Source organism: Agrobacterium sp. OT33 (assembly GCF_017313365.1).
Taxonomy (GTDB): Bacteria; Pseudomonadota; Alphaproteobacteria; order Rhizobiales; family Rhizobiaceae; genus Agrobacterium; species Agrobacterium rhizogenes_A.
The window spans coordinates 1-476 of sequence record NZ_JAFLMZ010000026.1 but is presented as its reverse complement, the minus strand read 5'-3'; the positions used below and the strand labels follow the sequence as shown (position 1 = coordinate 476).

The following is a 476-nucleotide window of genomic DNA, read 5'->3' as shown; positions in this document are numbered from 1 at the left end:
ACATGCAGCTTGTGGGAACCGTCCTCATGGCTGAACCAGAAGAACAGCCCGTCCTCCTCGAAACGGCGCGTCAGATAATCAAGATCCGTCTCGTTCCATTGCACGCTATAGTGTTGCGCAGGCGGCGGCGAGATGATGCCCGACGTGTCGGGGGCGGGAATGCCATGTTCGGAAAACAGCGTCTCGACGATCTCCACCGCCGTCTTGTCCATCCAGATGCGGCAATCCGACCGCCGCGACAGAAGCCACATCTGCGGGCGGATGGTCAGCGCATAAGAGCGCAGCCCACGGGTGATCGGCGGGCCCTCATGCAGTTCCGTCACCAGACCGTTGAACGGCCGGCGGACGCCGCTGCCCTCCTCCCCGTCTCCCTGGCTTATCTCGACCGACACATCGACAAGCCGCCCGATCAGCTCCTCGGGCTTGACCGCTTCCTTCTTCGCACGCAGCGTCAGGTGAATCTCGAAAAGCCGCGA

1 protein-coding gene is annotated in these 476 nt (G+C 62.4%); it reads right to left on the bottom strand.

Annotation, left to right across the window (positions count from 1 at the left end; genetic code table 11):
* A partial coding sequence (locus tag JZX88_RS26015; RefSeq protein ID WP_256436403.1) for a contractile injection system protein, VgrG/Pvc8 family occupies positions 1-476 on the bottom strand: 476 nt, incomplete at both ends.